This is a genomic window from Tabrizicola soli (assembly GCF_015999335.1).
GTDB lineage: Bacteria > Pseudomonadota > Alphaproteobacteria > Rhodobacterales > Rhodobacteraceae > Tabrizicola > Tabrizicola soli.
Map to the genome: position 1 here is coordinate 61,729 of NZ_JAEACP010000003.1, position 24,053 is coordinate 85,781.

At 68.0% G+C, this 24,053-nt stretch carries 28 protein-coding genes; 13 read left to right on the forward strand and 15 right to left on the reverse strand.

Translation table 11 applies throughout. From position 1 onward, the window contains the following. Nucleotides 1-10: 10 nt before the first annotated feature. The 5 genes from I7S92_RS03475 to I7S92_RS03495 all read left to right on the forward strand — a co-directional run bounded on the left by I7S92_RS03475 (nt 11) and on the right by I7S92_RS03495 (nt 4,954). Entirely contained in the window at nt 11-1,036 is a 1,026-nt protein-coding gene (locus I7S92_RS03475; protein WP_197642087.1) for an ABC transporter substrate-binding protein, read from the forward strand. A 69-nt stretch (nt 1,037-1,105) separates the two neighbouring features. Next, nucleotides 1,106-2,521 carry an amidase gene (locus tag I7S92_RS03480; RefSeq protein WP_197642088.1) on the forward strand — a complete coding sequence of 472 codons (1,416 nt, stop codon included), beginning with the start codon at nt 1,106-1,108 and terminating at the stop codon, nt 2,519-2,521. 21 nt (nt 2,522-2,542) lie between these two features. Continuing rightward, the gene (locus I7S92_RS03485) at nt 2,543-3,478 is read left to right on the forward strand and encodes a Gfo/Idh/MocA family protein (protein WP_197642089.1); all 936 of its coding nucleotides are present in this window, start codon (nt 2,543-2,545) and stop codon (nt 3,476-3,478) included. Further along, the gene (locus I7S92_RS03490; protein ID WP_197642090.1) at nt 3,475-4,170 is read left to right on the forward strand and encodes an acylneuraminate cytidylyltransferase family protein; all 696 of its coding nucleotides are present in this window, start codon (nt 3,475-3,477) and stop codon (nt 4,168-4,170) included. Before I7S92_RS03485 ends, I7S92_RS03490 begins: the two co-directional genes overlap by 4 nt. Beyond that, entirely contained in the window at nt 4,163-4,954 is a 792-nt protein-coding gene (locus I7S92_RS03495; RefSeq protein WP_197642091.1) for an SDR family NAD(P)-dependent oxidoreductase, read from the forward strand. Before I7S92_RS03490 ends, I7S92_RS03495 begins: the two co-directional genes overlap by 8 nt. Nucleotides 4,955-5,018: 64 nt before the next feature. Here the strand turns inward: I7S92_RS03495 and I7S92_RS03500 are convergent, their stop codons facing one another. The 3 genes from I7S92_RS03500 to neuC are packed head-to-tail and all read right to left on the reverse strand — an operon-like array spanning nt 5,019 to nt 8,690. After that, entirely contained in the window at nt 5,019-6,344 is a 1,326-nt protein-coding gene (locus I7S92_RS03500; RefSeq protein WP_197642092.1) for a 3-deoxy-D-manno-octulosonic acid transferase, read from the reverse strand. Continuing rightward, on the reverse strand, nt 6,341-7,582 hold the full coding sequence (locus tag I7S92_RS03505) for a 3-deoxy-D-manno-octulosonic acid transferase (RefSeq protein ID WP_354001299.1): 1,242 nt from the start codon (nt 7,580-7,582) through the stop codon (nt 6,341-6,343). Before I7S92_RS03505 ends, I7S92_RS03500 begins: the two co-directional genes overlap by 4 nt. Further along, entirely contained in the window at nt 7,575-8,690 is a 1,116-nt protein-coding gene (gene neuC, locus I7S92_RS03510; protein WP_197642094.1) for a UDP-N-acetylglucosamine 2-epimerase, read from the reverse strand. Before neuC ends, I7S92_RS03505 begins: the two co-directional genes overlap by 8 nt. Nucleotides 8,691-8,819: 129 nt before the next feature. Here neuC and I7S92_RS03515 point away from each other — a divergent pair, with 129 nt between their 5' ends. From I7S92_RS03515 to I7S92_RS03530, 4 genes are read left to right on the forward strand one after another with little or no spacing between them, the layout of a single operon-like run. Then, entirely contained in the window at nt 8,820-9,593 is a 774-nt protein-coding gene (locus tag I7S92_RS03515) for a glycosyltransferase family protein (protein WP_197642095.1), read from the forward strand. Beyond that, nucleotides 9,590-10,402, forward strand: a complete 813-nt coding sequence (locus I7S92_RS03520; protein WP_242070059.1) for a glycosyltransferase family 25 protein — start codon at nt 9,590-9,592, stop codon at nt 10,400-10,402. Before I7S92_RS03515 ends, I7S92_RS03520 begins: the two co-directional genes overlap by 4 nt. Continuing rightward, complete coding sequence (locus I7S92_RS03525; protein WP_197642097.1) at nt 10,399-11,127, forward strand: sulfotransferase domain-containing protein; 729 nt, start codon at nt 10,399-10,401, stop codon at nt 11,125-11,127. The genes I7S92_RS03520 and I7S92_RS03525 overlap by 4 nt, the downstream gene beginning before the upstream one ends. A gap of 1 nt (nt 11,128) precedes the next feature. After that, nucleotides 11,129-11,767, forward strand: coding sequence for a sulfotransferase family 2 domain-containing protein (locus tag I7S92_RS03530; protein WP_197642098.1), 639 nt, complete (start codon nt 11,129-11,131; stop codon nt 11,765-11,767). A 6-nt stretch (nt 11,768-11,773) separates the two neighbouring features. Here the strand turns inward: I7S92_RS03530 and I7S92_RS03535 are convergent, their stop codons facing one another. Genes I7S92_RS03535 through I7S92_RS03550 form a run of 4 tightly spaced genes read right to left on the reverse strand, consistent with a single transcriptional unit; the run spans nt 11,774 to nt 15,024 of the window. Next, nucleotides 11,774-12,802 (reverse strand): N-acetylneuraminate synthase family protein, encoded by a 1,029-nt coding sequence (locus I7S92_RS03535; RefSeq protein ID WP_197642099.1) that lies wholly within the window; start codon nt 12,800-12,802, stop codon nt 11,774-11,776. A gap of 46 nt (nt 12,803-12,848) precedes the next feature. Continuing rightward, on the reverse strand, nt 12,849-13,391 hold the full coding sequence (thpR, locus tag I7S92_RS03540; protein WP_197642100.1) for an RNA 2',3'-cyclic phosphodiesterase: 543 nt from the start codon (nt 13,389-13,391) through the stop codon (nt 12,849-12,851). Beyond that, the gene (locus I7S92_RS03545) at nt 13,388-14,512 is read right to left on the reverse strand and encodes an acetoin utilization protein AcuC (protein ID WP_197642101.1); all 1,125 of its coding nucleotides are present in this window, start codon (nt 14,510-14,512) and stop codon (nt 13,388-13,390) included. The genes thpR and I7S92_RS03545 overlap by 4 nt, the downstream gene beginning before the upstream one ends. Then, nucleotides 14,509-15,024 carry a glutathione peroxidase gene (locus I7S92_RS03550; RefSeq protein WP_197642102.1) on the reverse strand — a complete coding sequence of 172 codons (516 nt, stop codon included), beginning with the start codon at nt 15,022-15,024 and terminating at the stop codon, nt 14,509-14,511. Before I7S92_RS03550 ends, I7S92_RS03545 begins: the two co-directional genes overlap by 4 nt. 275 nt (nt 15,025-15,299) lie before the next feature. On the opposite strand from I7S92_RS03550, the gene I7S92_RS03555 reads away from it, so the two are divergent. After that, nucleotides 15,300-15,683: an NUDIX hydrolase gene (locus I7S92_RS03555; protein WP_287865664.1), complete on the forward strand. Its 384-nt coding sequence runs from the start codon at nt 15,300-15,302 to the stop codon at nt 15,681-15,683. Nucleotides 15,684-15,754: 71 nt separating this feature from the next. Next, nucleotides 15,755-16,180 carry a DUF1178 family protein gene (locus tag I7S92_RS03560; RefSeq protein ID WP_197642104.1) on the forward strand — a complete coding sequence of 142 codons (426 nt, stop codon included), beginning with the start codon at nt 15,755-15,757 and terminating at the stop codon, nt 16,178-16,180. Nucleotides 16,181-16,385: 205 nt separating this feature from the next. Here I7S92_RS03560 and I7S92_RS03565 read toward each other — a convergent pair whose 3' ends face one another. The 3 genes from I7S92_RS03565 to I7S92_RS03575 form a co-directional block, all read right to left on the reverse strand. Beyond that, nucleotides 16,386-16,883 (reverse strand): MarR family winged helix-turn-helix transcriptional regulator, encoded by a 498-nt coding sequence (locus I7S92_RS03565; RefSeq protein ID WP_197642105.1) that lies wholly within the window; start codon nt 16,881-16,883, stop codon nt 16,386-16,388. Between the two features lie 81 nt (nt 16,884-16,964). Continuing rightward, nucleotides 16,965-17,237: an FAD assembly factor SdhE gene (locus I7S92_RS03570; RefSeq protein WP_197642106.1), complete on the reverse strand. Its 273-nt coding sequence runs from the start codon at nt 17,235-17,237 to the stop codon at nt 16,965-16,967. Nucleotides 17,238-17,253: 16 nt separating this feature from the next. Continuing rightward, complete coding sequence (locus I7S92_RS03575; protein WP_197642107.1) at nt 17,254-17,667, reverse strand: helix-turn-helix domain-containing protein; 414 nt, start codon at nt 17,665-17,667, stop codon at nt 17,254-17,256. Between the two features lie 97 nt (nt 17,668-17,764). Here I7S92_RS03575 and I7S92_RS03580 point away from each other — a divergent pair, with 97 nt between their 5' ends. Both I7S92_RS03580 and I7S92_RS03585 read left to right on the forward strand, forming a co-directional pair. Beyond that, nucleotides 17,765-18,967: a pyridoxal phosphate-dependent aminotransferase gene (locus I7S92_RS03580; protein ID WP_197642108.1), complete on the forward strand. Its 1,203-nt coding sequence runs from the start codon at nt 17,765-17,767 to the stop codon at nt 18,965-18,967. Between the two features lie 63 nt (nt 18,968-19,030). Further along, nucleotides 19,031-19,426 (forward strand): hypothetical protein, encoded by a 396-nt coding sequence (locus I7S92_RS03585; RefSeq protein WP_197642109.1) that lies wholly within the window; start codon nt 19,031-19,033, stop codon nt 19,424-19,426. Between the two features lie 78 nt (nt 19,427-19,504). On the opposite strand, the gene I7S92_RS03590 is transcribed toward I7S92_RS03585, so the two are convergent. The 5 genes from I7S92_RS03590 to hflK all read right to left on the reverse strand — a co-directional run bounded on the left by I7S92_RS03590 (nt 19,505) and on the right by hflK (nt 24,003). Further along, a complete protein-coding gene (locus tag I7S92_RS03590; protein WP_197642110.1) occupies nt 19,505-19,828 on the reverse strand; it encodes a 2Fe-2S iron-sulfur cluster-binding protein in 324 nt (107 codons plus the stop codon). 301 nt (nt 19,829-20,129) lie between these two features. After that, entirely contained in the window at nt 20,130-21,581 is a 1,452-nt protein-coding gene (locus I7S92_RS03595; protein ID WP_287865669.1) for a DegQ family serine endoprotease, read from the reverse strand. A 138-nt stretch (nt 21,582-21,719) separates the two neighbouring features. Continuing rightward, nucleotides 21,720-21,908, reverse strand: a complete 189-nt coding sequence (locus tag I7S92_RS03600) for a DUF2065 family protein (RefSeq protein WP_197642111.1) — start codon at nt 21,906-21,908, stop codon at nt 21,720-21,722. Next, nucleotides 21,905-22,813, reverse strand: coding sequence for a protease modulator HflC (gene hflC, locus I7S92_RS03605; protein WP_386002259.1), 909 nt, complete (start codon nt 22,811-22,813; stop codon nt 21,905-21,907). The genes I7S92_RS03600 and hflC overlap by 4 nt, the downstream gene beginning before the upstream one ends. After that, on the reverse strand, nt 22,813-24,003 hold the full coding sequence (gene hflK, locus I7S92_RS03610) for an FtsH protease activity modulator HflK (protein WP_197642112.1): 1,191 nt from the start codon (nt 24,001-24,003) through the stop codon (nt 22,813-22,815). Before hflK ends, hflC begins: the two co-directional genes overlap by 1 nt. Between the last annotated feature and the right edge of the window lie 50 nt (nt 24,004-24,053).

Genomic DNA, 24,053 nt, shown 5'->3' on the forward strand with positions numbered 1-24,053 from the left:
GAGACTGAAAATGAGACTGACACTAGCAATCACGGCGGCGCTGCTCGCCACGACGCATCTGGCAAGCGCCGAGGGGGTTCTGCAGCTGTACAACTGGGGCAACTACACCAGCCCCGAGCTGCTGGAGAAGTTCGAGAAGGAAACCGGGATCAAGGTTACCGTGACCGACTACGATTCCAACGACACCGCTCTTGCCAAGATCGAAGCGGGTGGCCACGGCTTCGACCTGGTCGTCCCCTCGGCCAACTATGTGCGCATCTTCGCCGAGAAGGGCCTGATCCAGGAGCTTGACCTGTCGAAGATCCCGAACCACGCCAATATCGCGCCCGAATGGATGAACGTCGATTACGATCCCGGCCGGAAATTCTCGATCCCGTGGCAGTGGGGCACGACCGGCCTGGGCGTGAACACGAAGGTCTACGGCGGCGACATCAACACCAGCGCGATCTGGCTGGAACCCCCGCCGGAACTGCAGGGCAAGGTCAATGTCACGCCCGAAATGAACGACGTGATCGCGCTTGCCACGATGTATGCCGGCGGCGAACCCTGCACCGAGGATACCGAGGTGCTGAAGAAGGTCCGTGACCTTCTGGTTGCCGCCAAGCCAAACTGGATGAGCATGGACTACGGCATGGAAGAGAAGATGGCCGCGGGCGACGTCGCCGCCTCGGTCTACTGGAACGGCGCCATCATGCGCGCGCGCCTGAAGAACCCCGACGTGGCCTATGGCTATCCCAAAGAAGGCTATATCGTCTGGATGGACCAGGTGACCTTGCTCAAGGACGCACAGAACGTCGACGAGGCCTACCAGTTCCTGAACTTCATCGCCGACCCCGAGAACGCCGCAATGATCTCGGCCTTTGCGCGCTATGCCAACGGTATTGCCGGTTCGGCGGAATTCATGCCCGAGGACATGAAGACCGCCCCGGAAATCGTGGTGCCCGAAGAGTTCAAGTCGGCAGGCCACTTCCTTCCCGCCTGCTCGCCCAAGGCGCAGGAATACATCACCGCGATCTGGACCGAGCTGCAGAAGTAAGCCCGGAACATGCCCGGGGGTCTTCGTGGCCCCCGGACGCCCTTTGAGTATTTTTGCCAAGAGGAAGCCATGCTCGAATGGTCTGCAACCCGGCTGTCGCAGGCGATCCATGCGCGCGAGGTCGCTCCCTCCGAGGTGATGGCGGCCTGGCTGGCCCAGGTCCAGGCGCTGAACGGGGCGGTGAATGCCATCGTCTCGCTGCGCGACCCTGACGATCTGATGGCCGAGGCGCGGGCGCTGGACGATGTCGCGCCGCAGGGCTGGCTGCACGGGATTCCGTTTCCGGTCAAGGACCTGGTAGCGACGCGGGGCCTGCGGACGACCTGGGGCTCGCCGGTCTGGCAGGACCATGTGCCGGCGAAGGACGACCTGGTGGCGGCACGGCTGCGGGCCTCGGGCGCGGTGATCGCGGCCAAGACCAATGTGCCGGAATGGGGCCAGGGCTCGCATAGCTTCAACCCGGTCTTCGGGGTGACGCGGAACCCCTATGACCTGGCGCGCAGCGCCGGCGGATCCTCCGGCGGCGCCTCGGCGGCGCTGGCGGCGCGGATGGCCTGGGTCGCGGATGGGTCGGACATGATGGGGTCCCTCCGCAATCCCGCCGCCTTCTGCAACGTCTACGGTTTCCGCCCGACCTGGGGTCTGGTGCCGCAGGATGCCGAGGGCGATACCTATCTGTCCACCCTGTCCACCGAAGGCCCGATGGCCCGCACGGTAGAGGATCTGGCGCGGCTGCTGATGGTTCTGGCCGGTGAGAACCCGGAGGTTCCCTTCCCCCGCGCCACCCCCGAGTTGCGGCTTGACCGCGACGTCAGGGGTCTTCGCATCGGCTGGCTGGCCGATTGGGGCGGGGCCTATCCGATGGAGTCGGGCATCCTGGACCTGTGCGAGGCGGCGCTGCGCCAGCTTGAAGACATGGGTGCGGTGGTCGAACATCTCGCCCCGCCCTTCCCGGCCGAGAAGCTCTGGCATTCCTGGGCCACGCTGCGCGCCATGCTGAACGCGGGCGGCAAGCGGGCGCTGGCCGAAGATCCGGCAAAGCGCGCGCTGACCAAGCCGGAGACGATCTGGGAGATCGAGCAGGGCATGGGACTGTCCGCGCAGGCGGTCTACGAGGCCAGCGTGATCCGCAGCCGCTGGCACGCCCATGCCGCGCGGCTTTTCGAACGCTATGACGCCGTGGTCCTGCCAAGCGCGCAGGTCTGGCCTTTCCCCGCGGAATGGCGCTGGCCCGAAGAGATCGCGGGCCGGCAAATGGACACCTATCACCGCTGGATGGAGGTGGTGATCCCCGCCAGCCTGATCGGCCTGCCTGCCCTCTCGGTGCCCGTGGGCTTCGGGCCGCAAGGCCTGCCGATGGGGATGCAGGTCATCGGCCGGTCGGGCGGCGACATGGGTGTTCTGGCCATCGGCCAGGCCTGGCACCGCGCGACGGAATGGCCGCAGCGCCGGCCGCCTCTGGTCCCGGCCCCGGTTTCGCGCTAGGGCTTGCCCAAAGGGGGCAGCATGCGCGTTCTGGTCATCGGCTCCGGCTCCATCGGCCGCAGGCATCACGGCAATCTCCAGGCGCTTGGCGCGTCGGCGCGGCTGGTCTCCTGGCGCGAGGCCGGGCTTGGCGGCGCGCTTGCCGCGCTGGACGGGGCCGAGGCGGTGGTGATCGCCACCGCGACCGATATCCGCCTGCCGCTGGTCGAGGCCGCCTCTGCCCGCAGCCTGCCGATGTATGTCGAGAAGCCGCTCGCCTTCCGGCCCGAGGAGGTGGAGGCCATCGCCGAGGCCGCCGCGCCGGTCGCGGAGCGCTCGATGCTGGGCTACATGATGCGCTATCACCCGGCGGTGCGCGCCTTGGCGGCGGCGGACCTGTCCGACGTGTTCCAGTTCGCGATGAGCATCGGCCATGACGTCACGCAATGGCGGGCGGACTGGCGCTTCTCGCAAAGCTACGCCGCGCGGGCCGAGGGCGGCGGGGTGCTGCTGGACCTCTGCCATGAGCTGGACCTGGCGGCCTGCCTCTTCCCGGGGCTGGAGGTGACGCGGGTGGAAAGTCTTGGCCATCCCGCCTATCCGGGGGTGGACGTGGCAAGCCGGATTTCCTTGCGGAGTCAGTCGGCTGTCGGCGATGTTTCGATGGACTACCTGACGCCGAGGCTGCACCGCCGCACGCTGCTGCGGGGGACGCAGCGGATGCACGACTTCGACTTCGCAGCGCAAAGCTACCGGGTGACCGAGTCTTCCGGTCCGCAGGACCTGCCGCTGCAACTGGAGAGGAACACGATGTTCCTCGACGCGATGCGCGACTTCCTGGCGCTGGCCTTCGGGGGCGCGCTGTCGGGCAACCCGCTGATACCGCGGCTGGACCTCTGCCTGCCCTCGGCCCGTCTGGTGGCGCAGGCCTGGGCAATGCGCGGTTTTGTCGGCGAAATTATCAAGGAGATCCCATGATCCTGGGTCACATCGGCGCGCGGAAGGGCTCGAAGGGCGTGCCGCGCAAGAACTTCCGGCTGATCCAGGGCAAGCCTCTGATCGACTGGTCGCTGGACCAGCTTCTGGAGCATCCGTTGGTGGATGCGGTGGTGGTCAGCACGGACGACGGGGAGATCTATGACCATGCCGTCGCCAAGGCCTGCCTGAAGATCGGCCTCCGCCCCGCGCATCTGGCGACCGATACGGCCGGAAAATGGGGTGTGTGGCAACACGCGCTGGAGGCTTCCGAGGCGCTGGTCGGGCCGGTGGAGGCTTTCCTCGATCTCGACTGCACCTCGCCGCTGCGTCTGCCTTCAGATATCACCGCCGCGCTGGAGCTGTTCCGGGCCGAGCGGCCCGACATGGTGATGAGTTGCTGCGAGGCGCGGAAGAACCCCTATTTCAACCTGGTGGAGCCGGATGCGACGGGCGCGCTGCATGTCTCGAAGCCGCTGCCCGGCGGGGTGGTCGCCCGGCAGCAGGCGCCGGTGGTCTATGAGCACGCCGCCTCGACCTATGTGGTCGATCCGGCCTATCTGAAACGGTCGAAGGGGCTCTGGGAGGGGCGCGTGATCCCCTACCTGATGCCGCCGGAACGCTGCGTCGACATCGACACGCCCTTCGACTTCCGCCTTGTCGAATTTCTGATGCAGGAGGCCCGGAATGGCTGATCAACTCAAGGGCCGCACGGTTTTCATCACCGGGTCGGGGGGCGTGCTCGGCTCGACCTATGTCCGCCGGATGCTGGCCGAGGGCGCGCGGGTGATCGCTTCCGACCTGCCGGGCAAGCGGGCGGAGGCGCTGGTCGCGGCGCATGGGGGGGACGAAAGTTTCCGCTTCTACCCGCTGGACGTGGCGGATGAGGATCAGGTGGCGGAGATATTCCAGCGCATCCTCAAGGACGGGTGGGAGCCGAACGTCGTCCTGAACAACGCCGCCATCACCGGGGAACTGCTGATGGGGGCGGGGCAGCCGTTCCCGGACTTCGCCGACCTCAAGGTCTCCGACTGGGAAAAGACGCTGCGGACGAACCTGACGGGGCCGTTCATGGTGGCCCGGCAGATGGACCGGGACATCGTCGGGAAATGGCCCTGCACGCTGATCAACGTGGCCTCGATGTACGCCCTGAACGGGGCGCATCACCGGATCTATGAGGGGATGCCCTTCAAGAACTTCTCGGCCTATGGGGTGACGAAGGCGGGGATTCATGGGCTGACGGTGTGGCTGGCCGGGTATTGGGCGCCGAGGGGGGCGACGGTGAACACGATCGCGCCGGGGGCGGTGTTCAACGGGCACTCCGAGGAATTCCAGCGCCGGGTGGGGGAGTTGATCATGCTGGACCGGATGGCGAAGCCGGACGAGATCGCGGATGCGATGCTGTTCCTGGCCAGCACGCAGGCGGGCTACATGACCGGGCAGATGATCAACGTCGACGGCGGGTTCAGCGGCTGGTGAGGCGCGGCGTCGCGCGCGGCGCTTTTGCCGGAACAAATAAAAACAACGACTTGCCTGGCTGCGTTTACGCGGACTTAACCATCGAATCCAGCGCCGCGAGGGTCTTCTTCGTGGCGCCGGAATGGGCGGTGAAGAAGGTCTGAATGGCCTCCGGACCCGGGCCTTGCCAGTCGGTCAGGGCGGCGGCCAGGGCCTCGGGCGTCTCGACGCGCAGGCAGACGCCGGCGGCAATGGCCTCGGCCGCCGGGTATTCGATGGTGTGGATCTCGGGGCCGACGATGACCGGGCGCTTGAGTGCGAGCGGCTCGATGATGTTATGCGCGCCATGCGGGGTGAAGCCGCCGCCCGTCACGACGCGGTCGGAGAGGGCGATGTAGAAATACATCTCGCCCAAGGAGTCGCCGAGGAGGAGGTCGGGTGTGTTTTCGGCGGGGTGCCCCCCTCCCCCATCCCCTCCCCACGAGGGGGAGGGGAGGCTCTTCGGGGTCAGCGTGGCGTCGAGGGTGTGGCTGCGGCGCAGGAAGGTGAAGCCTCGGGCAGCAAGCATCCCGGCCACCGCGTCGAAGCGTTCGGGTTTCCTTGGAACATAGACCACGAAGGGACGCGAGGGATGGGCGAGCGCGGAGGCGATGGCGTCGAGATAAAGGTCGTCCTCGCCCTCGACCGCCGAGGCGAAGGTGATCACCGGGCGGTCGCCTGCGAGCAGCGGGCGGATGGCGGCGGCCTCTACCAGATGTGGCGGGATCGGCTGGTCGAAGCGCAGTTCTCCGGTGACATGGATGTTCTGGACGCCCACCGACGCGAAGCGCCGCGCTTGCAGATCGGATTTCACGAAGGCCCCGGCATAGCCCTGCATCAACTTGTGACGCAACTTCAACTTCGCGTCGCGGGCCATTGATTTCGTGGGATATTGCGCATTGCACATGAAGAGCGAGACTCCGGCGCTCCGGGCGGCGAAGATCATCCGGGGCCAGATCTCGATCTCCATCACCAGTCCGGCGCGGGGGCGGAAGGCGCGGAAGAATCCGGCATAGGCCCAGGCGGTCTCGAACGGGACCCAGACGGCGGCGAGGCGGCCGGCGGCGATCTCGCTGGCAAACACCCGTTCCGCCTCGCGCCGGCCGGCGGGGGTGAAATGGGTGGTGACAACCCGGTCCCCCCGGTCGAGCAGCGCGCGGATCAGGGGGACGGCGGAACGCATTTCGCCGAGGCTCACCGCATGGACCCAGACCGCGCCGGGCAGGCGCTGGCGGTAGCGGCCGAAGCGTTCGGCGAGGTGCTGCGCGTAGAGCGGGTCCTTGCGGCCACGGCGCCAGAGGTAGAGCAGCGCGAGGGGAAGGCCCGCGTGCCAGAGGAGCGACCAGAGGCGGAGGAAGAGCCAGAGCCTCATGCGAGGTCCGCGAGCGTGAGGAGGTCGCCGGCCAAGGGTGCCAGCGCATCCCGGGCCGCGTCGGAGAGCGCCTTGGCGCGGGCGGCCATGGCGCCGTGGTCTTCGGTCAGCGCGGCGGCGAGGCTTTCCGGCTGGACCGGCCGGGCCGCGCCCGCCTGGTGCAGGGCGGCGAAATCGGCGGCGAAATTGGCGATGCGCGGCCCGTGCAGGATGGCCGAGCCGAGGGCGGCGGGCTCCCACGGGTTGTGGCCCTCGGTCGGGCCGAAGCTGCCGCCGACGAGGGTGGTCGGGCAGAGGCGGAACCAGAGGCCCATCTCGCCGAAGGTGTCGACGATCCAGAGGTCGGCGTCAGGCCCCTGCCCCGCGCTGCGCAGCGTGGCGGTGAGGCCGTGTTCGGCGGCGCGGGCGGCGATCCCGGGCCCCCGCTGCGGGTCGCGCGGGGCGATCAGGACCGGAGGGCGCGGCGCGGCGCGGAGCGCGGTGAAGAGGGCGAACTCGTCCTCGGGGTGCGAGGAGGCGAGGAGGACCGGGCGGCGGCCGGCCAGCGCCGCGCGGGCCGCGGCGAGTGCCGCGGGATCGGCGGAGAGCGGCGGCGCGGCGGCCTTGAGCGAGCCGGTGACCCGGATGCCCCTGGCGCCGAGGGCCTGCAGGTGGCGCGCGGTGGTCTCGTCCTGCGCGGTGATCAGGCGGAAGCGGGCGAAGAGGTCGGAATAGAGCGATTTCCAGCGGGCGCGGCGGGCGAAGGCCTCGGCGTTCATCCGCGCGTTGACCAGCGCCAGCGGGATGCCGCGCGCGTCGGTGGCGGCCACCGCGCCGGGCCAGAGGTCCTGTTCGGCCCAGACGGAAAGCGCCGGGCGCCAGTGGTCGAGGAAGCTTTCCAGATAGCGCGGCGCGTCGAGCGGCAGGAACTGGTGGCGGGTGCGCGGCGGCAGGTTGGCGGCCAGCACCTCGGCCGAGGCGCGGGTGGTGGAGGTGACGAGGAATTCCGCCGCGGGCGCCTTCCCGGCCATGGCGGCGATCAGGCCGCGGAGCGCCAGCGTCTCGCCGAGGCCGACGGCGTGGAGCCAGACCAGCAGGCCGTCGGGGCGCGGCGCGGTCGGCCGGCCGAGTTTCTCCTGCCAGCGGTCGGGAAGCTCCTTGCCCCTTGCGAGGCGGCGTTGCAGGAGGGCGGGCGCGATGAGCGGGATCGCGCGAGAGGCGGCGAGCCATGCAGCCAGTGCAAGGCCGGGCCTAGTCACGGAAGGCCTTTTGCAGGCTGATGCTCCAGAACTCGGGCCGGGCGAGGGTTTCCACGAAATGCTGCGCGGCTGTGCCCTGGCCGAAACCCGCATGCGGGACGGCCTGGCGGCCCCAGTGGGTGCGCAGGAAATCGAGGATCACGGCGCGGTCCTCGGCCTCGCAGGCGGTGACCGAGGGCGCGTCGGAGCGGTTGGACTGGCGGGTGCCGATGTCGAGCGAGGGCAGGCCGAGGAAGGGGGCCTCGCGCACACCGGCGGAGGAGTTGCCGACCATGCAGGCGGCGTTCTTCATCAGCTCGGAGAAATGGGCGAAGCGCATGGAGGGGAGGAGGCGGAAGCGGTCCCTGGGCAGCTTTTCAAGGACTTCGAAGATGGCCTGCGAGCCGGGGTCGTTGTTGGGCGCGATGGTCACGAAGCTGCGGCCGCTGTCGGCAAGCGCGCCGAAGAGGTCGGCCGCCTGCCGGCCGATCGTGTCCTGTTCCGAGGTCACGGGGTGGAAGGTGGCGATGCCGAATTCGGCGAAGGGGATGGCGTAATGGGCGCGCACCTCGTCGAGCGTCACGCCGGAGGGGCGGGCGTGGAAGTCGAGCTCGGGCGAGCCGATGGCGTGGATCGTCTCCTCGGGTTCGCCGAGCGCGCGGACCCGGCGGGCGGCGGCCTCGGAGGAGACGAAATGGTGGGTGCAGAGCTTGGTGTTGCAGTGGCGGAAGACCTCGTCGATGGTGCCCGAGACCTCGCCGCCCTCGACATGGGCCGAGCGGATGTAGTTGGTCGCGGCGACCAGCGCGCCGGCCATGGCCTCGATCCGGTCGCCGTGCAGGACGATGAGGTCGGGCCGGGCGCGGTGGACGAAGGCGGAGAAGCCGGTGACGGTGCGGGCGAGGATCAGGTCCTGGGGGTCGCCCTCCTGCTGGTTGACGAACTCCTCGACCGCGATGCCGGGCATGCGGCGGACCTCGTTGCGGGTGAGGCCGTAGCGGTCCATCATGTGCATGCCGGTGACGAAGAAGGTCACAAGGTGGCCCGCGTCCCGCGCGGCGGCCGCAAGCGGCTCCAGCTTGCCGAAGTCGGCGCGGGTGCCGGTGAGGAAGAGGAGGTGGCGGGTCATGCGTGTCGGACCGTCTGAGTACCTTGCGGATAGCCGAGAACTGCCAGGGCAGCAACCGGGCAACGGCGTGCCGTTGCCAGCGGTGGCGTCATGGGTTAAGGGGCCTCGTCCCTAGAATGTGCGCAGGCAATGGCCGAACTCAACTGCATCTGCATCAAGTACGGAACAGCATACGGATCGGAGTATGTAAACCGGCTTCGGGCGGGGCTGGCGCGCAACACGCGGTCGGAACTGCGATTTTTCTGCATGACTGACGACAGGAGCGGGATCGACCGAACGGTGGAAATCCTGCCTCTCCCTGACGAGCCTTTCGCCACCCGGATGGAGGCGGCGATGGCAAACGCACCGAAACAGGGGCGCCTGAAGAAGATCAGCCTGTTTCGTCCCGACCTGATCACCGACCTTGATGGGCCGCTCATGGTGTTTGATCTTGATGTGGCTGTTGTCGGACCAGTGGACGAGTTACGTGACTTTGCGCCCGGCAAGGTCTGCATGCGGCGGGAATGGCGGCACTCCGGCCGCGCGCCTTCGCTTGGGCATGGATCGGTGGAACGGTTCGACCCACGGCTACATGGCTATCTTTACGAGTTCATGGCGCGCGATCCGGAGGCTGCGGTAGGCCTTGGCGGGGGATCGGAACAGACCTATACCTCGGCCAGCGCAGCACGCGCGGGGGACTTCCAGCCCTTCCCCGATGACTGGATCGTGTCGTACAAATACGACTGCCGCCCGGCTCGTCCGCTAAACCTGTTCAGGCAGCCGCATCTGCCCGCCAATGCGCGGGTAGTCTGCTTTCACGGTAGGCCGAAGATGGACGAGGCGGTAGCGGGTTATCGGGCGGGCCTGTCCTCGACCCGGCCATGCGACTGGCTGCGGGATGCATGGATGGGAGAAACCAATTGACCCCGGACCCGCTGATCGGCCTGCCGGTTTACCTAATCAACCTGCCGCGCGCCGTCGCACGCCGCACCAGCATGGAACAGCGCCTGGAGAAGCTCGGGCTGGCCTACGAGTTGTTTCCCGGGGTCGATGGCAAGGCCGAGGAACAGCGCCTGCTGGCGAACACGGATGTTGCCGCCTTCCGGCGAAACATGGGGCGCGAGATTCTTATCGGAGGCATCGGCTGCTATCACTCGCATCTGGCGGTCTGGGAACGATTCCTGACCTCTGGGCAACCGATTGCACTGGTGCTGGAGGACGACGTGGTTTTCCACGACGATTTCCTTCCGGCAGTGCGACTGGCGCTTCAAGCCCAGGAACACTGGGATTTCCTGAAGCTGAACTGCATCCGGGCCAAGCTTCCAGTCCAGCAGGGCCGGATCGGGCCTTACCGGCTCAATGCCTATATTGGCCCAGCGACCGGGACCGGGGCCTATCTGATCAACCGCGCGACCGCCTTCAAACTGCTTCCGGCCATGCGCCGGGTGACGCGGGCGACCGACCACGAGATCAACCGTTTCTTCATCCACGATTTTCGCCTGCGCGGGCTGGAGCCTTTTCCCAGCCATCCCGATGACGGCGGCGAAAGCCTGATCACAGGAAAGGGCTTTGCCGAAGTCCGGAAATTTCCGCTGCATCGACGCCTGCCGCACTACCGGCTGAAGGCAGGGAACTATCTGCGTCGGTTGTGGTGGCTGGCAAAGCGCGGCGAGATCGTACCGCGCAGGAGCCGACTTCGGCCGGATGACACTACGGGAAAGGTCGAGGCATGAGCAAGAACGACCTGGGACGCGAGCCCTTCCGCAGCGATGGCCGCCTGATTGTGTCCTACCCAAAGTCCGGGCGAACCTGGATCGACTTTGCGCTGAAAGCCCATAGCATCGACGCCACGCTGACGCACGCCGGGTGCAGCACCAACTGGCGAGAGATCGGTCGCCCCTTTTCGGGCATCAGGCCCGAACTGGCCACGCTACCGCTGGTATTCCTGCACCGAAACCCGATCGACACGGCGGTGTCGATGTTCTACCAGGTCCGCTATCGCGACCTGCGGCGCGACAGCGGGCGCTACTGGCGAATGTACCTGCCGCTTCTGATGCGGGGCGCGCTGCCGCCATGCGACATCGACAGCTTTGTCCTGCATCCAACGCATGGCATCGAGAAGGTCTGCCGCTTCAACCGGGCCTGGTTGGACCATCTTGCGGGGCGGACAGACTGCCTGACCCTGACTTACGAAGCGTTGCGTACCGATCCTGCGGCCGGTTTCCAGCGGCTGCTGGATTTTTTCGACATAAGCGGCGTGACCGGCGCGGACCTTGCAGAGGCCGCAACCTTCGACAAGATGAAGACTGCCGAGCAGAAGGGCGGTATGGCTGCGACAAGCCCCGGGGCAAAAGTGCGCAAGGGCAAGGTGCGCGGCTATGTCGAAGAATTGCGCCCGGACACCATTACTGCCTGCCGCGCGATCATGGACCGCTTTGGCTTCGGCAAGGAGGCCTGAGGTGCCCGTCTATCGCATCGGAACGACGAAGGTCCTGTTCATCCACATCCCGAAGACGGCTGGAATGGCCATTGGCGAGCATCTGGGAAAGGCCGGACCTGCCGTGTTCGAAGAGCGCATCCCGGTCCGGGGCGGCGTCTTCGGCCCGCGCCACCAGCCTGCCGCCGTGCTGAATCGGGTCTTCCTGCCCGAGATGATCGACTATGCCTTCATGGTAGTGCGCCACCCAGTCGCGCGGCTGGTGTCGGAATACCGCTATCAGCGCCGCAGCGGACTGGTCCAGTTTTCCCGGCTGCGCATGTTCGGCTTCAACGCTTGGCTGCGCTATGCGCTGCACCGGCTGCGGTCCGACCCGGACTGGAGGGTAGGCCATTTCCGGCCGCAGGTCGATTATGAATGCTTCCGCTGCGAAGTGTTCCGCTATGAGGATGGGTTGGAGCGGGTTATGCGGCGCCTTGCCGAGGTCACGGACACCGACCTGCCGCAGGTGACAGCGCCGAGGAATGTCTCGATCCAGCGCCCGGTCAGCGTTTCGCGTCACAGCCTTTCGCTTATTGCCGAGGCCTATGCGTCGGATTTCCGGCGCTTCGACTATCCGGTCGCGGTGCCTGTGATGACGGGCGTCACGAGTGCGGACTAGGGGAATCTACCCCAGATCCCCCCACTTCAGCTGCGTGTTCCGGGTCACCGCCCGGTTCAGCCGCTTGCCGACCACCTTGTCGAAGTCGTAGGCCGCGATCTCTCCCGAGCCGGGGCGGCGGGCCCAGATGTCGGCTTCCCCGATCACATGGCCCTCGGGCAGGTCGCGGTCGGCCACGACCGAGCCGCGGGCGAAGCGGTAGACGTCTTCCTCGGGCGCGGTGCGCTGTTTGGGGTTGTTGGCGGCGATCCAGATCTCGCGGCTGCGGTCGATCAGGTGGCGCAGCTCGGACGGGTCCATCGAGTTGATGATGTCGGGGCCCTTGCGGTAGCGGCTGTCGGTGTAGTGCCGCTCGAGGATCGAGGCGCCGAGGGCGACGGAGGCCAGCGCCATCTCGGGGCCGATGGAATGGTCGGAGAAGCCGACGACGGCCCTGGGGAAGGCGTTCCGCAGCTCGGTCACGCCCTTGAGCGAGACGATCTCGGGCGGCGAGGGGTAGAGGTTGGTGCATTCCAGGAGCGCATAGTCGATGCCGGCCCGGTCGAGGATCGCGACGCTGGCGCGGATCGTGTCGATGGTCTGCATGCCGGTCGACAGGATCACCGGCCTGCCCTTGCGCGCGATGTGGCGGATGAGGGGGAGGTTGTCGGCCTCGCCTGAGCCGATCTTGTAGGCGGGGACGTCCAGTTCTTCCAGGAAATCGGCGGCGGCGCGGCTGAAGGGGGTGGAGATCCAGATCATCCCGAGGGATTCGGTGTAGCGCTTGAGCTCGGCCTCCGCGTCGCGGGAGAGGGCGCAGCGTTCCATGACGTGCCAGATCGAGACATCGGCGTTCGGGGGGAAGATCGACTTCGCCTCGTCGGTCATCTCGTCTTCGATGATGTGCGTCTGGTGCTTGATCATCTCGCAGCCCGCCCCGGCGGCGAGGCGCACCATTTCCTTGGCCACCGCGAGGTCGCCGCCGTGGTTGATGCCGATCTCGGCGATGACGAGCGGCGGATGGTTCGGGCCGATCTCGCGGTGGGCGATCTTCATGGGCGGTCTCCTTTGGCTGACGTGCTGCATGAGGGGCCGCGGCCTGTCAAGCGAGCGGATAGGTGGCCAGCACGTCGTAGCGCAGGGTCTTGCCGCCGGGGCGGCTTTGCCAGAGCGTGAGGTCCGGCACCTGCCACGGTCCGGCAGTGAAGCCCGCGCCCATGGCGATGGCGCGTTCCAGGCGCATCGCGTCGGGCGGCGCTGGCGGGTGGAAGCGGCCGAGGGTGACGTGGGGATGGTACTTGCGCGCGTCCAGCGGGCAGCCGGCGCGGCGGGCGATGGTCTCGGCTTTCGCTTGCAGCGCGAGGAGCGGGGGCGAGGGCGAGACCCCGGCCCAGGCGACGCGGGGCTTGTCCTTGCCGAAGAGGCCGAGGCCCTGCAGCGAAAGCGTCAGGCCGGGAGAGCGGAGGGTCTGGAACCCCTCGTGCGCGGCCTCGAGCGCGGGTTCGGGGCAGTCGCCAAGAAACACGAGGGTGAGGTGCAGGGTCTCGGGTTCCACCTTGCGCGGCAGGGGCAGGAGGAACTGCTGCACCTGCAAGGCGCCGCGGATGTCGGGCGGCAAAGCGATGCCGAGGAAGGCGCGGATCATCGGCGGGACAGTCCGGCAAGACGGTCGCGGATTTCGGGCCGGATCGGGCCTTCGCGCGGCGCGTCGAGAAGGGTGGTGAGGAGCGGGGGCGCGGGGGCGGGCCTGCCGCCACCGCCCCAGGAGAGCGCGGCCAGCACGGCGGCGGCGGGCGCGGGCAGGCGGTCGGGGATCTCGTGACCGGCGAGATGCCCCCAGATCGCGGTCCAGAGGCGGCCGACCGACCAGGGGTTGTAGCCGCCTCCGCCCAGGACCAGGACACGGGGGGCCATGGGCAGGAGGGCTGCTGTGGCCTCGAGATAGGCGCGGTTCGACAGCGCCAGGCGCGAGAGCGGGTCCTCCTCCAGGCTGTCGGCGCCGCATTGCAGGACCAGGGCCTCGGGGCGGAATTCGGCGACACGGGGCAGGATCAACTCGTGCACGACCATCCGCGCCTCGCTGTCGTTGTAGCCGCGGGGGACCGGCAGGTTGAAGGCGCTGCCCCCGGCGGTGTCGGCGAGAAGGCCGGTAAAGGGCCAGCGCCCCTCCTCATGGACCGAGATCATGCGCACGCCCGGATCTCCGGCGAACGCCAGTTCCACCCCGTCCGGATGATGCGCGTCGAGGTCGACATAGGCGATCCGCTGGAGGCCGGCCCGTTGCAGGACCTTGATCGCCAGCACCACATCGTTGAGGTAGCAAAAGCCGTTCGCCCGGTCCGGCAGGCCGTGATGCGTGCCGCCGCCGGGGACATGGATCGCGCCCGGCCGCGCCGCCAGAAGCTCGGCCGCCAGCATCGTGCCCCCTGCCCCGGTCGCGGGACGGCGGTAGACTTGGGGAAAGACCGGGTTCGACAGGGTGCCGAGGTTGTGGCGGGCGCGCATCCCGGGCGTGGCCTCGCCCAGTTCCTCGGCCTCCTGCAGCGCCGCGACATAGGCCGTGTCATGCCAGAGCGCGAGCGCCGCCGGTTTCGCGCGGGGCGAGGTGCGGAAGCGGCCGGCCGGAAGCCAGCCCAGGGCGCGCGCGAGGTCCATCACGGTCGAGACGCGGGGAACGCGCAGGGGATGGCCGGGGCCGTAGGAGGAGCCGCGATAGACCTCGGACCCGATGAAGAGGGGGGCTTCGGGCGGCGGCCCCTGGATCATTGCAGCATCGCCTCGATCCGGCCGACGATCTGCGCGCTGCCCGGCTGGACCGGGGCGCCGAAGGTGGCGGCGATGCTGCCGTCGGGCGCGATCAGCACCTTGTTGAAGTTCCAGCCGGGGACGAAGCCGGTCTCCTTGCGCGCCCAGGCGTAGAAGGGATGCGCGGCCGCACCCCTGACATGGGTGATCTCGGTCATCGGCAGCGTGATGTCGAAGGTCATGGCGCAGTATTCCTTGACCGCGGCCGCGTCGGCAAGCTCCTGGTTGAAGTCGTCGGAGGGGACGGCCAGGATCAGCGCCCGGTCGCCGAAGCGGTCGTGCAGGTCCTGCAGGCCATCGAACTGCCCGGCAAAGCCGCAAAGCGAGGCGGTGTTGACCACAAGGACCGGCTTGCCGCGCCAGTCGTCCAGCGCGATCTCGCCCCCGTCGATCGAGGCGAAGCGGAAGCCTTCGGCCGCCGCGAGGGGGGTGGCGGCCAGAACCGCCAGGAAGAGCACCGGAAGCTGTCGCATGGCCTGACCCTTTGCACCTGATTGACCGCCAGAGCAGGTAATCCGGACCTGAGACAGGTCAATCTTTCGGGAATTGTCCTGTGATTTTGGGAAACTTCATGCCATACTGAAGTTTGAGGTGGCAGAGCAGCGGCGAGACCCGCGAAAAGCGGGCAGCCAGGGTGACAGAGATGGGCAGGCAAGACCAGATCGCGCCCCCTTTTTCCGAGGGGGGAGCGGCAGCGAAAATCCAATATGGCGCATTGTGCTGGCGGCAGAGTCCGGCCGGGGTCGAGGTGCTGCTGATCACCAGCCGCGACACCGGGCGCTGGGTCATCCCGAAGGGCTGGCCGATGCCGGGCCTCGCGCCCGAGGCGGCCGCGGCGCAGGAGGCCTGGGAGGAGGCCGGGGTCGAGGGGGTGATGAACCCGGTCAGCCTTGGCCGCTACGGCTATCACAAGGTCCTGTCGGCCGAGGCGCAGGTGCCCTGCGCGGTGGCGGTCTACGGGCTGCGGGTGGTGCGGCTGGCCGAGAAGTTCCCCGAGGTCAAGGAACGGCGCCGGCAATGGTTCCCGCCCGAGGTGGCCGCAGACCTGGTGCATGAGCCCGAGCTTGCGCGGATCATCCTGCGCTTCGTGCCGCCACGGGAAGGCCGCCCCGCCCCGATCGCGGGGGAATGATCCGCCAGGCCATTGACCTTGGGCGGCAAATCCATAGCTATGGCCGGTGATCCATTGCGGGGACCAGGGGGATGATCCGCTACAGCCTGAAATGCGCGGCGGGCCATGGCTTCGAAAGCTGGTTCCAGGGCGCCGAGGCCTTCGCCAGCCTGCAGGGCGCGGGGCAGCTGGCCTGCCCGGTCTGCGGCGACACGAAGGTCGAGAAGGAGCTGATGGCCCCCTCCGTCCGCTCCGCCCGCAAGCAGGAGGCCGCCCCCTCGCTGCGCGACCCGGCCTCGGAGGTCGAGGCGGCGATTGCGGCCCTGCGCAAGCAGATCGAGGAGAATTCGGAATATGTCGGCGTGAACTTCGCGGCCGAAGCCCGGCGCATCCATGCGGGCGAGGCTCCGGAACGGTCGATCCATGGCGAGGCCAAGCTGGACGATGCCCGGCAGCTGATCGAGGAGGGCCTGCCCGTCGCCCCCCTGCCCTTCCTGCCGCAGCGCAAGGTCAACTGAGGGCGCATCCGGCGGAACGAGGGGAGGCCCTGCCAGTCGCCCTCTGCCCTTCCTGCTGCTGCGCGACGCCAACGTGGTCTTGCCCGGCGGATGAAATCAGCCCGCCGCGCCCTGCCCAAGCCCCAGGAGCCCGGCAGGGATCGAGGGAGAACCCTTCCGTCGGGACCCACTGGTCAATGGGGCTGGTCGAGGGGGCCTATGCCGTTCAATAGATATACCTGATCTGTTCGGTCCAGAACCGCTCCATCCGTTTCAGCGCAGTATTGATCTCGTCCATGCCGGAGGCATCCACGAGGCCGCGACGTTCGATCCCCTCGGCATGGCGGGCGAAAAGCTCCGCGATCATGCCCCGCACCTCGCGCCCCTTCCCGGTCAGCCGCACCCGGACGGAGCGGCGGTCGACCTCGGACCGCTGGTGGTGCATGTAGCCCAGTTCGACCAGCTTCTTGAGGTTGTAGCTGACATTCGAGCCCTGGTAGTAGCCGCGCGACTTGAGCTCCCCGGCCGTCACCTCGTTCTCGCCGATGTTGAACAGGAGGAGCGCCTGGACCGAGTTGATCTCAAGAAGGTTCAGCCGTTCGAATTCATCCTTGATCACGTCGAGCAGCAGCCGGTGCAGACGTTCGACCAGAGCCAGGCTGTCCAGATAGCAGGACAGGAAGGCCTTTTGCGATCCGTCCAGCACGGGGGCATGATGCGTCATTACCGATATCTCCAGCGGGGCAACTCCCGGCAGAATCGGCACAAACCGCAAACATTCAGTAAACTTGCGGCGAACTTCGCCCTATTTCTCGCGCAGCAGCCGGGTTTCGGCGAAAGCGGCGATACGGGACAAGAGGGCGGCGAGGGCGGCGGGCGCGCTGGCCTGGCCGAGGATCCAGGCCAGCAGGTCCTGGTCGTTCTCGGCCAGAAGCGCGTCGTAGGCCAGAAGCTCGGCCTCGGCCAGCCCGGCCAGATGGGCATCGGCGAAGGGGCCGAGAACCAGGTCCATCTCCTTGGTTCCCCGCCGCCAGGACCGCATCCGCATCCGCTTGAGCCGCGCTTCCGCCGTTTCCATCGCTTCCCCCGCCCGCTCAGGCAGCCGACCGCATCGCCTGCCGCATCCTGCGCTCCACTTGCGCCAGTTTGTCGGCCAAGGCAACCGCCCCGGCACGCAGGCGCTGCAACTCGGCCAGCGCGGCCTCGGCCTCGCCGCTCAGCGGCGGCGCGGAGTCATCAGGGTCGGCCAGCCCGTCGCCCTCGGCCGTCAGGAGCCAGGCGAGCGAGACATTCAGCATCCCCGCCAGCATCTGCAGCCGGTTGCCCCGCGGCTCGGCCAGGTCGTCCTCCCAGTTCTGCAAGGTGGTCAGCCGCACGCCCAGACGCTGTGCCAGTTCCTCCTGCTTCAGCCCGGCCGCCTCGCGTGCGCCGGCCAGCCGGTCGCCGAAGGTCGCCACATCCGCCGCATACCAGGTGTCGGTCCGGGTCTCGGGGCTTGTTTCCGCCATCACGCCTCTCCTTCTTGCGATATCGCTTGTGTCGGTTGGGGGGCCACCCTAAGACCTGCAGCCGACAATCGCAAACCGCCTGACGGAGTGTTTACCGATGGCCTTCCTGTCCGACACGCTGGCGCGCGTCAAACCCTCGCCCACCATTGCCGTCACCACCAAGGCGCAGGCCTTGAAGGCCGAAGGCAAGGACGTGATCGGCCTTGGCGCGGGCGAGCCGGATTTCGACACGCCCGAGAACATCCGCGAGGCGGCGAAGCGGGCGATCGACGCGGGCAAGACCCGTTACACGGCGGTGGACGGCATTCCCGAGCTGAAGGCCGCGATCTGCGCCAAGTTCCTGCGCGAGAACGGGTTGACCTATACGCCGCAGCAGGTCTCGGTCGGGACCGGGGGCAAGCAGATCCTGTACAACGCGCTGATGGCGACGCTGAACCCCGGCGACGAGGTGATCATCCCGGCGCCCTATTGGGTGAGCTACCCCGACATGGTGCTGCTGGCCGGGGGCACGCCGGTGCCGGTGGTCGCCGGGATCGAGACCGACTTCAAGCTGACGCCCGAGCAGCTGGAGGCCGCGATCACGCCGAAGACGAAATGGTTCATCTTCAACAGCCCGTCGAACCCGACCGGCGCGGGCTACACCCGGGACGAGCTGAAGGCGCTGACCGACGTGCTGATGCGCCATCCCCATGTCTGGGTGATGTCGGACGACATGTACGAGCACCTGGTCTTCGACGATTTCGAATTCTGCACCCCGGCCGAGGTCGAGCCCGGCCTTTACGACCGCACGCTGACCTGCAACGGCGTGTCGAAGGCCTATGCGATGACCGGCTGGCGGATCGGCTATGCGGCCGGGCCGGTCCCGCTGATCAAGGCGATGGGGACGGTCCAGTCGCAATCGACCTCGAACCCCTGCTCGGTCAGCCAATATGCCGCGCTGGAGGCGCTGTCCGGCCCGCAGGAGTTCCTCGCCGACTGGCGCCGCGTGTTCCAGGGCCGGCGCGACCTGGTGGTGTCGATGCTGAACCAGGCGAAAGGCATCCGCTGCCCGAAGCCCGAGGGGGCGTTCTACGTCTACCCCGACATCTCGGGCTGCATCGGCAAGGCGACGCCCGCGGGCATGGTGATCACCAACGACGAGGTCTTTGCCACCGCGCTCCTGGAGGAGACCGGGGTCGCCGTGGTCTTCGGCGCGGCCTTCGGCCTGTCGCCCAATTTCCGGGTCAGCTACGCGACCAGCGACGAGGTGCTGCGCGAGGCCTGCGCCCGGATCCAGCGCTTCTGCGCCAGCCTCGTCTGACGGGTTGACGGGGCGGCGGGCTTTGGCAAGGAATGGCGCGTGAGTGCCAGTCCGGAGTGCCCGATGTCCGCCGACCTTCCCGACTATTACTTCCGGCTGCGCGAGAACGGCGCGGCGGTGTTCCGGGTCAGCACGGAGAACCGCCAGCGCCGGATCGAGATGGACGAGTTGGCGGTGGTCAACCTGCGCAACGGCAACATCCGGCCACATGGCGAGGTGGAGCTGACCGAGGCGGACCTGCGGGCGATCCGCGACTGGCTGGAGGAACGGCGGGCGCTGCTGGCCGCGCGCGAGGTGGACGACATCCTGCGCACGCTGGACCATCTCAACCTGACGACGCACTGGGCGCAGTCGCGCGCGACGGACGACCAGCTCGAGGCGGTGACCGATGCGCTGTTGCTGACCATGCACGATTTGCGCACGGTGCTGGTGCGGCGCAAGGCCGAGCGGCTGGGGTGAGGATTGCTCCTCGTTCGACTTCGTCTCCTCGTCGCGGGTTGCGCGCGAGGAGTGACGAAGTCATCGACGAGCGGTCGGTCAGATCTGCTTTTCCGGCATCTGCACCCGCAGCCCGTCCAGCTTGTCGGTGACCTTGATCTGGCAGGTCAGTCGCGAGCGGACCGGGTCGGGGTTCCAGGCGAAGTCGAGCATGTCCTGCTCCATGCTGTCGCGGGGCGGCAGGCGGTCCACCCAGGCGGCATCGACATAGACATGGCAGGTCGAGCAGGCGCAGGCACCGCCGCAATCGGCCTCGATGCCCGGAATGCCGTTGTCGCGCGCGCCTTCCATGACCGTCAGGCCATTGGCCACGTCGACGACATGCTCCTTGCCGCCATGTTCCACATAGGTGATCTTCGCCATTTCCGCCTCTCCCGGGAATTTCCTGTCACGACATAGGCCAAAGCCCGTCGCTTTGCCAGAGGGTGAGGGTGGGCGGATGTTCCGCTCGTGTTCTCATGCCCGAAGCCCCTGCCCACCCGATCCTGGGCCGCGGGCGATCGAGGATCCGTCGCGGCTTCTGGACCGGCTGCCTGGGCCGAGGGGCAAGGGCGGGCGATCGGCCGTGAAGCGCGCCAATATCCTTGCGGAAGGATTTCGAGAGATTTCTTCCTTCAAGAAATCTGGCGGCGAGAGGGTCCCGCCGCCATTCAAGGGCCCGAGCCTATTCGATCGACAGCGCCACGAAACGCGGATCGCCGCCGCGCCGCACCAGGAGGAGAAGCGACTTGCGCCCGCCGTCCTTGGCCTCCTTGATCCGGTCCTGCAGGTCCTGCAGCCGCACGACGCGGGACTGGCCGGCCTCGGTGATCAGGTCGCCCTCGCGCAGGCCCTTGGTATAGGCCTCGGAGGCCGGATCGACGGCCATGATCATCAGGCCCTCGGTCGAGGCATCCAGCCCCAGCCGCGAGCGCATGTCATCGTCCAGCGGCGCCAGCGTCAGGCCGAGCGATTCCAGCTGGCGCGGCTCGTCCGGCGCGGCGGAGGAGGCGGGCATGGTCGTGGCTTCGGCCTCTTCGCGCCGGCCGAGGGTCACGGCCAGGGTCTCGGTCCGGCCTTCGCGCTGGACGATCACCGGCACCGCCTCGCCGATCGGCGCATCGGCCACGCGGCGGGTCAGGTCGCCCGCGTCCCGGACCGGCTGGCCGCCGAAACTGGTGATGACATCGCCCGAGGCGATCCCGGCCTCCTTCGCGGGGCCCTCCGGCACGTCGGTCACCAGGGCGCCCGAAGCCTCGGCCAGGCCCATGGATTCGGCGATCTCGGGGGTCATGTCCTGGATGCGCACGCCGAGCCAGCCGCGCCGGGTCTCGCCATATTGCTTGAGCTGGTCGACGACCTTGGACACGACATTCGACGACATCGAGAAGCCGATCCCGATCGAGCCGCCGTTCGGCGACAGGATCGAGGTGTTCACCCCGACGACCTGCCCGTCCATGTTGAACAGGGGCCCGCCCGAGTTGCCCCGGTTGATCGCGGCGTCGGTCTGGATGAAGTCGTCATAGGAGCCCGAAAGCTGCCGCCCCCGGGCCGAGACGATGCCCGCGCTGACCGAGAACCCCTGGCCCAGCGGGTTGCCCATGGCCATGACCCAGTCGCCCACGCGCATCAGGTCGGAATCGCCGAAGGAGACGAAGGGCAAGGGCTTGCCGGCCTCGACCTTCAGGACGGCGATGTCGGTCTTGGGGTCGGTGCCGATCAGCTTGGCGGGCAGTTTCTCGCCCGAGTAGAACTCGATCAGGATCTCGTCCGCACCTTCGATGACGTGGTTGTTGGTGACGATGAACCCGTCCTCGGTGACCACGAAGCCCGAGCCCAGCGCCTCGGAGCGTTGCGGGCCGCCATGGCCGGGACCGCCGAAATCGTCGAAGAAGTCCTGGAAGGGGCTGCCCTCGGGGACCATCGGCATGCCGTCGGCCGGGGCGGAGATCATGGCGGAGGTGGTGATGTTGACGACCGAGGGGCTGATCTGCTCGGCCAGTTCGGCAAAGCTTTCCGGGGCGCCGAAGGCTTCGGCGCGCTGGACCGGCGTCAGGCTGAGGCCCAGGCCGAGGACCAGCGCCAGAAGCGTGCTGGACCGCAGCGCGGCGCGGATGGAAGGGGTGAGGTCAGGCACGGTGCAAACTCCTGTTCATCGATGGCGGAGCGCCGCGTCGTCGCGTGCCTCACGCCTTGGGGGCAGAGAAACAGTGAGTGAACGGAATGCGCAATGCAAACCCCGTCACACCGCTTCAACGCCATGTGAAGGCATTTGTCATCCCGCCCGCACCAGCCAGACCAGCACCACCCCGAGCGCCAGCGCGGCGAGGCCGATCATCCGGCGCTGGTCGAGGCCGAGGCTGGCCATCAGGCGCAGCGCATCCTCGATCCGGCCGGGGGCCAGTGCAAGCACCAGCCCCTCGACCACAAGCACGAGGCCCAGCGCCAGAAGCGCGAAGCTCATGGGCTGGGGGTGGCCGGAGCAGGCGTCGCCGGGGCCGCGCCGGGGGCCTGATCGCTGCGCAGATAGTCGAAGAACTCGCTGTCGGGCTGCATCACGATCGAGGAATTCGCCCCCTTGAGCGAGGCCTCATAGGCCGAAAGCGAGCGGATGAAGGCGAAGAACTCGGTATCGCGGCCATAGGCTTCGGCCAGGATACGGTTGCGCTCGGCATCGGCTTCGCCACGCACGACCTCGGCCTGGCGGCGGGCGTCCGAGGTGAGTTCCACCACGGTCCGGTCGGCGGCCGCGCGCACGCGCTGCGCCGCCTCGCCGCCGCGGGCGATCTCGTCCGCGGCCTCGCGCTCGCGCTCGGCCCGCATCCGGGCGAAGGTCGCCTCGAGGTTCTGTTCCGGCAGGTCGGTGCGGGTCAGGCGCACGTCGATCACCTCGATCCCCAGCGCGGCCGCCTGGCGGCGGGCGATGTCGCGGATCTGGTTCATCAGCCCGGTGCGGTCCTCGGAGGTGACGCGGTTCGACGGGACCGACCCCAGGACCTCCTGGATCGCGGGGTTCACGATGCCTTCCAGACGGCGCAGCGCCTGGGTCTCGCCGCCGGTGCCGACGGCCTCGCGGAACTCGACCAGGTTGACGATGCGCCAGCGCGAGAAGGCGTCCACCACCAGGCGGCGGTCGTCCAGCATGGTGACTTCCAAGGGGTTGGTCTGCAGGCCGAGGATCCGGTCCTCGTAATAGACCACCTCCTGCACGAAGGGGATCTTGAAGCCGAGGCCCGGCTCCTCCTTGACCTGGGTGACCTGGCCGAACTGCAGGACCAGCGCCTTCTTGCGTTCGTCGACGATGAAGATCGACGACAGCGCCAGCGCGCCCAGGACGACGAGGGCGGGGATCACATACATCGCACGCATCAGTTGGTCCCCCCCGCAGCATTGCCGCCCGCGCCTTGCGCCGGCGTCATCCGGCCCAGTTCGTTCAGCGGCAGGAAGGGCACCACGCCCTGCCCCGCCTCGCCGCCCGAGACGCCATCGAGGATCACCTTGTTCATGCCGCCCAGAACCCGCTCCATCGTTTCGAGGTAAAGCCGCCGCCGGGTCACCTCGGGGGCGTTGACATATTCGTCGTAGACCGAGACGAAGCGCGCGGCCTCGCCCTGGGCCGAGTTCACGGCCTGGGCGCGATAGGCTTCGGATTCCTCCAGAAGCTGCGCCGCGGCACCGCGCGCACCGGCGGTCACGCGGTTGGCATAGGCGTCGGCCTCTTTCTCCAGCGTGTCGCGCTGCTGCTGCGCGGCCTGCACTTCGCGGAAGGCGTCGATCACCTCGCGCGGGGGCTGGGCGCGCTGCAGGTTCACCCGGATCACGCTGATCCCGGCGTTGTAGCTGTCCAGCGTCGCCTGCACCTGGGCCTGCACATCGGAGGCGATCACGCCGCGGTCGCGGTTCAGGATCGGCGACAGCTCGGAGCGGGCCACGATGTCGCGCATCGCGCTTTCGCTGACCGCACGGATCGTATCCTCGGGGTCGGCCAGGTTGAACAGGTATTGCTCGGGATCGGCGATGTTCCAGACCACCTGGAAGCCGATGTCGACGATGTTCTGGTCACGCGTGAGCATCAGGCCCGAGTCGTTCGCCGCGTCCCCGGTCCCGATGTCGGTGATCCGCTCGCCGGTCACCTGGACCTTTTCATAGGTCACCACCGGCCAGGGCGCGAAGTTGAGGCCCGGATTGCCGACGCCCGAGCTTTCGCCCAGGAACAGCTCGACCGAGCGTTCCTCGGGCCGGACGGTGTAGAAGGACATGAAAGCCCAGAGCGCCACGGCCGCAAGCCCGCCAAGCATGAGGCCCTGCCGGGTGACGACCGGGCCGCCGCCGCCGGGACCGCCGCTGCCGGGTCGGCCGGGACGGCCCCCCATCAGCACGCGCAGATGCTCTTGCCCGCGCTTGACCAGCTGGTCGATCTCGGGAATCTGCGGCCCGCCCTGGCCGGGTCCGGGGCGTCCGCCGCGACGGTCCTCGTCGCCGTCGCCATTGCCCCTGCCGCCCCGGTCGTCATTGCCGGGACCGCCACCGCCGCCCCAGGGGCCGCCACTTCCTGCCATGGATCAGAACCTCTCTTTTCGCATCACTGCCTTAGCTGTGCATCGCGGAG

What these genes read in the sequence shown, in the direction of transcription:
- I7S92_RS03475 (WP_197642087.1), top strand. Translation starts at nt 11, where the DNA reads ATGAGACTGACACTAGCAATCACGGCGGCGCTGCTCGCCACGACGCAT.
- I7S92_RS03480 (WP_197642088.1), top strand. Translation starts at nt 1,106, where the DNA reads ATGCTCGAATGGTCTGCAACCCGGCTGTCGCAGGCGATCCATGCGCGC.
- I7S92_RS03485 (WP_197642089.1), top strand. Translation starts at nt 2,543, where the DNA reads ATGCGCGTTCTGGTCATCGGCTCCGGCTCCATCGGCCGCAGGCATCAC.
- I7S92_RS03490 (WP_197642090.1), top strand. Translation starts at nt 3,475, where the DNA reads ATGATCCTGGGTCACATCGGCGCGCGGAAGGGCTCGAAGGGCGTGCCG.
- I7S92_RS03495 (WP_197642091.1), top strand. Translation starts at nt 4,163, where the DNA reads ATGGCTGATCAACTCAAGGGCCGCACGGTTTTCATCACCGGGTCGGGG.
- I7S92_RS03500 (WP_197642092.1), bottom strand. Translation starts at nt 6,344, where the DNA reads ATGAGGCTCTGGCTCTTCCTCCGCCTCTGGTCGCTCCTCTGGCACGCG.
- neuC (WP_197642094.1), bottom strand. Translation starts at nt 8,690, where the DNA reads ATGACCCGCCACCTCCTCTTCCTCACCGGCACCCGCGCCGACTTCGGC.
- I7S92_RS03515 (WP_197642095.1), top strand. Translation starts at nt 8,820, where the DNA reads ATGGCCGAACTCAACTGCATCTGCATCAAGTACGGAACAGCATACGGA.
- I7S92_RS03525 (WP_197642097.1), top strand. Translation starts at nt 10,399, where the DNA reads ATGAGCAAGAACGACCTGGGACGCGAGCCCTTCCGCAGCGATGGCCGC.
- I7S92_RS03535 (WP_197642099.1), bottom strand. Translation starts at nt 12,802, where the DNA reads ATGAAGATCGCCCACCGCGAGATCGGCCCGAACCATCCGCCGCTCGTC.
- thpR (WP_197642100.1), bottom strand. Translation starts at nt 13,391, where the DNA reads ATGATCCGCGCCTTCCTCGGCATCGCTTTGCCGCCCGACATCCGCGGC.
- I7S92_RS03545 (WP_197642101.1), bottom strand. Translation starts at nt 14,512, where the DNA reads ATGATCCAGGGGCCGCCGCCCGAAGCCCCCCTCTTCATCGGGTCCGAG.
- I7S92_RS03550 (WP_197642102.1), bottom strand. Translation starts at nt 15,024, where the DNA reads ATGCGACAGCTTCCGGTGCTCTTCCTGGCGGTTCTGGCCGCCACCCCC.
- I7S92_RS03560 (WP_197642104.1), top strand. Translation starts at nt 15,755, where the DNA reads ATGATCCGCTACAGCCTGAAATGCGCGGCGGGCCATGGCTTCGAAAGC.
- I7S92_RS03565 (WP_197642105.1), bottom strand. Translation starts at nt 16,883, where the DNA reads ATGACGCATCATGCCCCCGTGCTGGACGGATCGCAAAAGGCCTTCCTG.
- I7S92_RS03570 (WP_197642106.1), bottom strand. Translation starts at nt 17,237, where the DNA reads ATGGAAACGGCGGAAGCGCGGCTCAAGCGGATGCGGATGCGGTCCTGG.
- I7S92_RS03575 (WP_197642107.1), bottom strand. Translation starts at nt 17,667, where the DNA reads ATGGCGGAAACAAGCCCCGAGACCCGGACCGACACCTGGTATGCGGCG.
- I7S92_RS03580 (WP_197642108.1), top strand. Translation starts at nt 17,765, where the DNA reads ATGGCCTTCCTGTCCGACACGCTGGCGCGCGTCAAACCCTCGCCCACC.
- I7S92_RS03585 (WP_197642109.1), top strand. Translation starts at nt 19,031, where the DNA reads ATGTCCGCCGACCTTCCCGACTATTACTTCCGGCTGCGCGAGAACGGC.
- I7S92_RS03590 (WP_197642110.1), bottom strand. Translation starts at nt 19,828, where the DNA reads ATGGCGAAGATCACCTATGTGGAACATGGCGGCAAGGAGCATGTCGTC.
- I7S92_RS03600 (WP_197642111.1), bottom strand. Translation starts at nt 21,908, where the DNA reads ATGAGCTTCGCGCTTCTGGCGCTGGGCCTCGTGCTTGTGGTCGAGGGG.
- hflC (WP_386002259.1), bottom strand. Translation starts at nt 22,813, where the DNA reads ATGCGTGCGATGTATGTGATCCCCGCCCTCGTCGTCCTGGGCGCGCTG.
- hflK (WP_197642112.1), bottom strand. Translation starts at nt 24,003, where the DNA reads ATGGCAGGAAGTGGCGGCCCCTGGGGCGGCGGTGGCGGTCCCGGCAAT.